Genomic DNA, 5,741 nt, shown 5'->3' with positions numbered 1-5,741 from the left:
TGGGGGGGGCGGCGCTGGCCCGGGTACTCTGCGCCCTTTGCTGGTCGGTTAGGCCGCGCCCCCCCAGGGTCTGCCCCCCGTGCCGTGGCCGCGGCCCCCCCCTCCTTACCGAGGCGGGGGCCGCGGCGCGATCCTTCTGAAGAGGAAGACACCGCCCCCGAACCGGGTTGGGGGCCGGCACGGGGGCGGGGGTCATGGGATCCGACGGACCCGGGGCGTCTCAGCCCATGTGCGGGTAGCGGTAGTCCGTCGGGGACACGAGCGACTCCTTGATCGCCCGGGTCAGGGTCCACCGCATCAGGTTCTGCGGCGCGCCCGCCTTGTCGTTGGTGCCGGAGGCACGGCCGCCGCCGAAGGGCTGCTGGCCGACCACGGCGCCGGTCGACTTGTCGTTGATGTAGAAGTTGCCCGCCGCGTAGCGGAGCTTGGCCATCGTGTCGGCCGCCGCCGCGCGGTCACCGGCGATGACGGCGCCGGTCAGGGCGTACGCGGAGACGGACTCCATCTGCGCCAGCATCGCGTCGTACTCCGCGTCCTCGTAGACGTGGACGGCGAGGATGGGGCCGAAGTACTCCGTCGTGAAGACCTCGTTGGCCGGGTCGGTGCAGGCGATGACCGTGGGGCGGACGAAGTAGCCGACGGAGTCGTCGTACGTACCACCGGCGACGATCGTGCACGTCGGGTCGGCGGCTGCGCGGTCGATCGCGGCCTTGTTCTTCGCGAAGGCCCGCTCGTCGATGACGGCGCCGATGAAGTTCGACAGGTCGGTGACGTCGCCCATGGCGATGGCGTCGACCTCCGCCGCGAACTCCTCCTTGAAGCCGTCGTTCCAGATCGAGGCCGGGACGTAGGCGCGCGAGGACGCCGAGCACTTCTGGCCCTGGAACTCGAACGACCCGCGCGTCAGCGCCGTCTTGAGTACGCCGCGGTCCGCGCTCGGGTGGGCGACGACGAAGTCCTTGCCGCCCGTCTCGCCGACGATGCGCGGGTAGGAGCGGTACTTCTCGATGTTGCCGCCGACGGTCTTCCACAGGTGCTGGAAGGTCTTGGTGGAGCCGGTGAAGTGGATGCCCGCCAGCTCGGGGTGGTTGAGCGCCACCTCGGACACGGCGAGTCCGTCGCCGGTCACCAGGTTGATGACGCCCTTGGGCAGCCCCGCCTCTTCAAGAAGGCGCATCAGCAGTACGGCGGCGTGGGTCTGCGTCGGCGACGGCTTCCAGACGACGACGTTGCCCATGAGCGCGGGCGCGGTCGGCAGGTTGCCGGCGATCGCGGTGAAGTTGAAGGGCGTGATCGCGTAGACGAAGCCTTCGAGCGGGCGGTGGTCCAGCCGGTTCCACACGCCGGTGGAGTTGGCCGGCGGCTGCTCGGCGAGGATGCCGCGCGCGTAGGCGACGTTGAAGCGCCAGAAGTCGATCAGCTCGCACGGGGTGTCGATCTCGGCCTGCTGGACGGTCTTGGACTGGCCGAGCATCGTCGAGGCGGCCAGCGTCTCGCGCCACGGCCCCGACAGCAGTTCGGCGGCGCGCAGGATGATCGCGGCACGGTCGTCGAAGGCCATCGCGCGCCAGCCGGGGGCGGCGGCGAGGGCGGCGTCCACGGCGTCCTGGGCGTCCTGCTCGGTGGCGTTGCCGTACGTACCGAGGACGGCCTGGTGGTTGTGCGGCTGTACGACGTCGAAGCGCTCGCCGCCACCCATCCGCTTCTCGCCGCCGATGGTCATCGGCAGGTCGACGGGGTGGTCGGCCAGCTCCTTGAGCTTGGCTTCGAGGCGGGTGCGCTCCGGGGAACCGGGGGCGTAGCCGTGCACCGGCTCGTTGACCGGCGTGGGGACCTGGGTCACAGCGTCCATGGGTGCCGAATCTCCTTGATCAGTAGACGGTTTACGGGCTGCGGTCGGGGCGGGGAGGAGCGGGGCGCTCAGCCGCGGGTGGCGAGGGAACGCAGGAAGAACGCGAGGTTGGCGGGGCGTTCGGCCAGCCGGCGCATGAAGTAGCCGTACCAGTCGGTGCCGTAGGCGATGTAGACGCGCATCCGGTGGCCCTCGGCGGCGAGGCGGCGCTGCTCGGCCTCGCGGATGCCGTAGAGCATCTGGAACTCGTACGCGTCGGGCTTGCGTCCGGCCCGTACGGCCAGCTCCTGGGCGATCGCGATGAGACGGGGGTCGTGGGACCCGATCATCGGGTAGCCGTCGCCCGCCATCAGGGTCTTGAGGCAGCGCACGTACGCCTTGTCGACGTCGCCCTTGTCCTGGTGCGCGACGCGCGCGGGCTCCTTGTAGGCGCCCTTGACGAGCCGCACGCGCGAGCCGGCAGCGGCGAGGGTGCGGCAGTCGTCCTCCGTACGGAAGAGGTACGACTGGACGACGGCGCCGGTCTCGGGGAAGCGCTCACGCAGCGTGCTGTGGATGGCGAGCGTCGAGTCGACGGTGGTGTGGTCCTCCATGTCGAGGGTCACGGTGGTGCCGATCTCGGTGGCGGCCTCGACGACGGTGGTGATGTTGCGCAGTGCCAGGTCGTGGCCGCCGCGCAGGGCCTGTCCGAAGGAGGAGAGCTTCACCGACATCTCGGCGCGGGGGCCGAGGCCCAGCGGCGCGAGAGCCTCGATCAGCTTCAGGTAGGCGTCGCGGGCGTGCAGCGCCTCGGCCGGGTCGGTGATGTCCTCGCCGAGGACGTCCATGGTGACTTCGAGGCCGCTGTCGGCCATGTCCTGGATGACCGGCGTCGTACCGTCGACGGTCTCGCCGGCGATGAAGCGGTCCACGACGGGCCTGGTGACCGGCGCGGCCGAGACGACGCGCCGCATCATGTCGCTGCGCGACGCGGCGAGAATCACGGGACCCAGCACGGGGCACCTCCACGGAAGAGAACGAGCAGGCCGTACGGGGCGCGAACGCCCGGCGACGGCACGGAGAACCACTCTGAAATCTAGGGACCGGTCCGATCCTCTGCCATCGACACCTGTCACGCATCCGTGGCCCCGATCTCAGACATATGTCTGAAGGCGGTGCGAGAATGTCCGGATGAAGGACGACTACCAGGAGCTGGTCGACGAGATCTCGGCGCTGCTCGGCATGCCGCTGACGCTGGAGAACCGGGACTTCGGGCTGATCGCGTTCGGGGTGCACGACAGCGACGACGAGGGCGTGATGGACCCCGTCAGGACGCGTTCGATCCTGACGCGGAAGTCCACGCCGGCGGTGCGCGCCTGGTTCGAGGGCTTCGGCATCACTCGCGCGACCGGCCCCGTCCGGATCCCGGCCGCGCCGGACGCCGGGGTCTTCCGGGGCCGGATCTGTCTGCCCGTACGGCACCGGGGGACGGTGCTCGGTTACGTATGGCTGCTCGACGACACCGGTCAGGGCCCCACGGACGACCGGCTGGCGGCGGCCATGGCCGTGACGGGGCGGATCGGGGCGCTGCTGGCCGAGGAGGTGCAGGCGGGGGCCGACCTGGCGCGGGAGTTCCGCGCCGTACTGACGGCGGAGCGCGGCTGGCAGCGCGACATGGCCGTTGAGGCGCTGCGTACGGCGCTGGGGCCGGGCGGCGACGGCACGCACGTGGTGGTGTGCGTCGCGCCGTGGCGGGGCGCCGACCCGACGGTGCGCGCGGTGGCCGGCACGGCTGCGCTGTGCACGCTGCCGGATCCGTGGGAGGGCGCGGACGGGGCGGCCGGTCTGCCCGGCGGCGCCGCCGGGGACGGGCCCCGTGCGGGTGGCCTCAGGGAGGCCCTTGAGATCCCGAGGGCGCTCGCGGTGCTCGTACGGCTCCGCTCGGCCGACGCGCTGGCGCCCACGCTCGACGCGGTGTCCAGGCTGCGGGACGCCGCGGGCCCGGGAGCCATCGCCGGGGCGGCCAGGCCGCGCCGTGGCCTGGCCGACCTCGCGGACGCCTGGGGCGAGTCGGTCGCGGCGGCCCGCGCGGTGGCGGTGCAGCCACGCTTCGGCCCCGTCGCCCAGTGGTCGGAGATCGGCGCCTACCGGCTGCTGACGTCACTGACTCCCGCGGCCGGCGCCGACCCGGCGGTGCGCCCGCTGCTGACGCCCGCGCACGCCGACCTGACGCACACGGCGGAGGTGTATCTGGACCGCGCGGGCCAGGCGGGCCGTACGGCGGCGGAGCTGGGCATCCACCGCCAGACGCTCTACTACCGGCTGTCCCGCATCGAACAGCTCACGGGCCTGGACCTGGCCGACGGCGAGGACCGGCTGCTGCTGCACATGGCGCTGAAGTCGGCGCGGCTCAGGCCCTGAGTCCGGCCCTGAGTCCGGCCTGAGTCCGCCCTGACTCCGACCTGAGCCCGGCCGCCTCGGAGTGCCGTCCGCGCGTCGGGGATAGTTGGGGCCATTCGTGGACTCCGGGGAGGGGACGCACGTGAGCGACGCGACGGCGGGCAACGAGATGGCCAAGGGCGGTTCCTGGGAACTGACCGACCAGGAGGGCGGCGAACTGGCGGCCCGGTGGTGGCAGTGGGCCCTGTCGGCGCCCGACGACCGCAGCCCGGTCCTGGACGAGACGGGCGAACACGCGGACTGGAACCAGCCGCCCGACCTCTGGTTCCTCGCGGGGACCTACGGCGGGCGTGTCGTGCGACGGTGCGATCTGCCCGCCGGGCGACCGGTGTTCTTCCCGATCCTGAACGTCCAGCGCCCCGTCGCGTACGTGAAGCAGCCCCTGGCCATGCCCGTCGCGCGCGCCGAGGCCGCCCTCAACGGCGCGCCGCTCCCCCTGCGGGAGTTCACCTCGCCGACGTTCCGGGCGGGGCCGTACCGGCGCAACGCGTGGGGTCTCTGGGCGGCCATGACGCCGCTGATCGCGGGGCAGTACGTCCTGGAGATCAAGGCGGCGTTCGCCGGCGGTTTCTGGGTCGACACGACGTACCACCTGAACGCCACGGCCGGCTGAACGCTCCCGCCCCGCCTCATCTCCGGGCGGAAGCGGTCAGGCCAGGTCGTCGCCGATGATCGCGCGCAGGCCGTCCGTCAGATCCTGCGCCGACGGCGCGGTCCCCGGGTCGACCATCCACTGCACCATCACGCCGGCGAGCAGCGCCTGCGTGAGAAGGCCGACGACGCGGGCCTTCTCCGGGTCGGCCTTCGGATCGACGCCGAACATGCCCTCCGCGAGGCCCGCTCGGCCCTCCAACTGCTTCTCGGCCAGGGTCTTCTGCAGCGCGGGGTCGCTCTCGATCCGGGAGACGATCTCCAACTGGAGCCGCCAGACGGGGCGGCTCTCCTCGTGGGAGGCGACGACCTTCGCCCAGACGTCGCGGAAGTGGTCGAGCGACGCGGGCGGCGCGGACGGCGCGAGCGACGCCTCCGTCTCGACCTCAGCCGCCCCGTCCGGCCCGCCCGCCCCGCCCGCGCCGTCCGGCTCGATCACCCGGTCGCCCCACTGCTCCGTCACGGCCATGAACGCCTCGTTGAGCAGCGCCTCCTTGGAGCCGTAGTGGTAACCGATGGACGCCAGGTTCGCCCCGGACGCGGCGACGATGTCGCGCGCCGTGGTCCGGGCGTACCCCTTCTCCAGCAGGCAGCGCTTGGCACCTTCGAGCAGATCTTCGCGATGTCCCATACGGGGAAGCCTAACGCGAATTCATACATCTGTACTAGACAACCGTCCCATACGCACGTCACATACAACCGTGAATGGCAGTTGCGCATGGTGCGTCGCCGGTCAACTCCCGCACCGTCTTGGCGAATCGGTGGCGCCGAACGGCGAGGGGCCCGGGAGAATTCCCGG

At 71.8% G+C, this 5,741-nt stretch carries 5 protein-coding genes; 2 read left to right on the top strand and 3 right to left on the bottom strand.

The window, feature by feature from the left end; translation table 11 throughout:
• Window positions 1-220: 220 nt before the first annotated feature.
• Together pruA and ACFUN8_RS36790 are read right to left on the bottom strand one after the other, a co-directional pair.
• Window positions 221-1,852, bottom strand: a complete 1,632-nt coding sequence (gene pruA, locus ACFUN8_RS36795) for an L-glutamate gamma-semialdehyde dehydrogenase (RefSeq protein WP_383647643.1) — start codon at window positions 1,850-1,852, stop codon at window positions 221-223.
• A gap of 68 nt (window positions 1,853-1,920) precedes the next feature.
• Window positions 1,921-2,847: a proline dehydrogenase family protein gene (locus tag ACFUN8_RS36790; RefSeq protein ID WP_383647641.1), complete on the bottom strand. Its 927-nt coding sequence runs from the start codon at window positions 2,845-2,847 to the stop codon at window positions 1,921-1,923.
• Window positions 2,848-3,022: 175 nt separating this feature from the next.
• Between ACFUN8_RS36790 and ACFUN8_RS36785 the strand changes: the two genes are divergently transcribed.
• Window positions 3,023-4,252: a PucR family transcriptional regulator gene (locus tag ACFUN8_RS36785; protein ID WP_383647639.1), complete on the top strand. Its 1,230-nt coding sequence runs from the start codon at window positions 3,023-3,025 to the stop codon at window positions 4,250-4,252.
• A gap of 121 nt (window positions 4,253-4,373) precedes the next feature.
• Window positions 4,374-4,904, top strand: coding sequence for a hypothetical protein (locus ACFUN8_RS36780; RefSeq protein ID WP_383647636.1), 531 nt, complete (start codon window positions 4,374-4,376; stop codon window positions 4,902-4,904).
• Between the two features lie 36 nt (window positions 4,905-4,940).
• Here the strand turns inward: ACFUN8_RS36780 and ACFUN8_RS36775 are convergent, their stop codons facing one another.
• Window positions 4,941-5,573, bottom strand: coding sequence for a TetR/AcrR family transcriptional regulator (locus ACFUN8_RS36775; RefSeq protein ID WP_383647634.1), 633 nt, complete (start codon window positions 5,571-5,573; stop codon window positions 4,941-4,943).
• Window positions 5,574-5,741: the final 168 nt, after the last annotated feature.

This window comes from Streptomyces sp. NPDC057307 (assembly GCF_042667665.1).
Lineage (GTDB): Bacteria > Actinomycetota > Actinomycetes > Streptomycetales > Streptomycetaceae > Streptomyces.
This window is presented reverse-complemented; position numbering and strand designations above follow the sequence as displayed.